This window comes from Frankia sp. CoWAU3 (assembly GCF_977971855.1).
Genome location: NZ_CDWWXB010000137.1, coordinates 2,377 through 2,908 on the forward strand (window position 1 = coordinate 2,377; position 532 = coordinate 2,908).

Here is a 532-nt window from a genome sequence, read left to right on the forward strand (position 1 = left end):
CTCCGCCTCGCTCGCGTCGAGCAGACCGGCGACGACCGCGGCCCCCAGGCCTTCGAGCGTCGACGTCGTGCGCAGCGTGGGAATCTGCCGGCCGTGGCGCAACTGGAGGATCTGCACCGCCCATTCCACGTCGGTCAGCCCCCCGGGGCCGAACTTCAGGTGCAGCGTACGATCGACTCCCCGTGGGATCCGTTCCCGCTCCATCCGCCCGCGCAGGCGGATGATCTCTTCCAGGGCGCCCGCGGGAAGCGTGGTCGGGTAACGCACCGTGTCCGCCAGCCGGCAGAACCGGTAGGCGAGCCCGGGATCACCGGCCAGGGGCTCCGCCCGCAGCAGCGCCTGCGACTCCCACTCCTGCGACCACCGTTGGTAGTAGGCCGCGTACGCCTCCAGCGTGCGCGAGGCCGGGCCGCTGCGCCCCTCCGGACGCAGCGCCGTGTCCAGGCGCAGCGCCGGATCGGGTCCGGGAACGGCCAGCAGCCGGTGCAGCTCACCGACCACCTCGGCGACGGCCCTGCTCGCCCGGTCCGCC

Annotated in this window: 1 protein-coding gene; it reads right to left on the reverse strand. The window is 73.9% G+C overall.

Annotated elements, in window-relative coordinates; all coding sequences use genetic code 11:
• A partial coding sequence (locus tag AC08ON_RS12570) for a [protein-PII] uridylyltransferase family protein (protein WP_476617028.1) occupies positions 1-532 on the reverse strand: 532 nt, incomplete at both ends.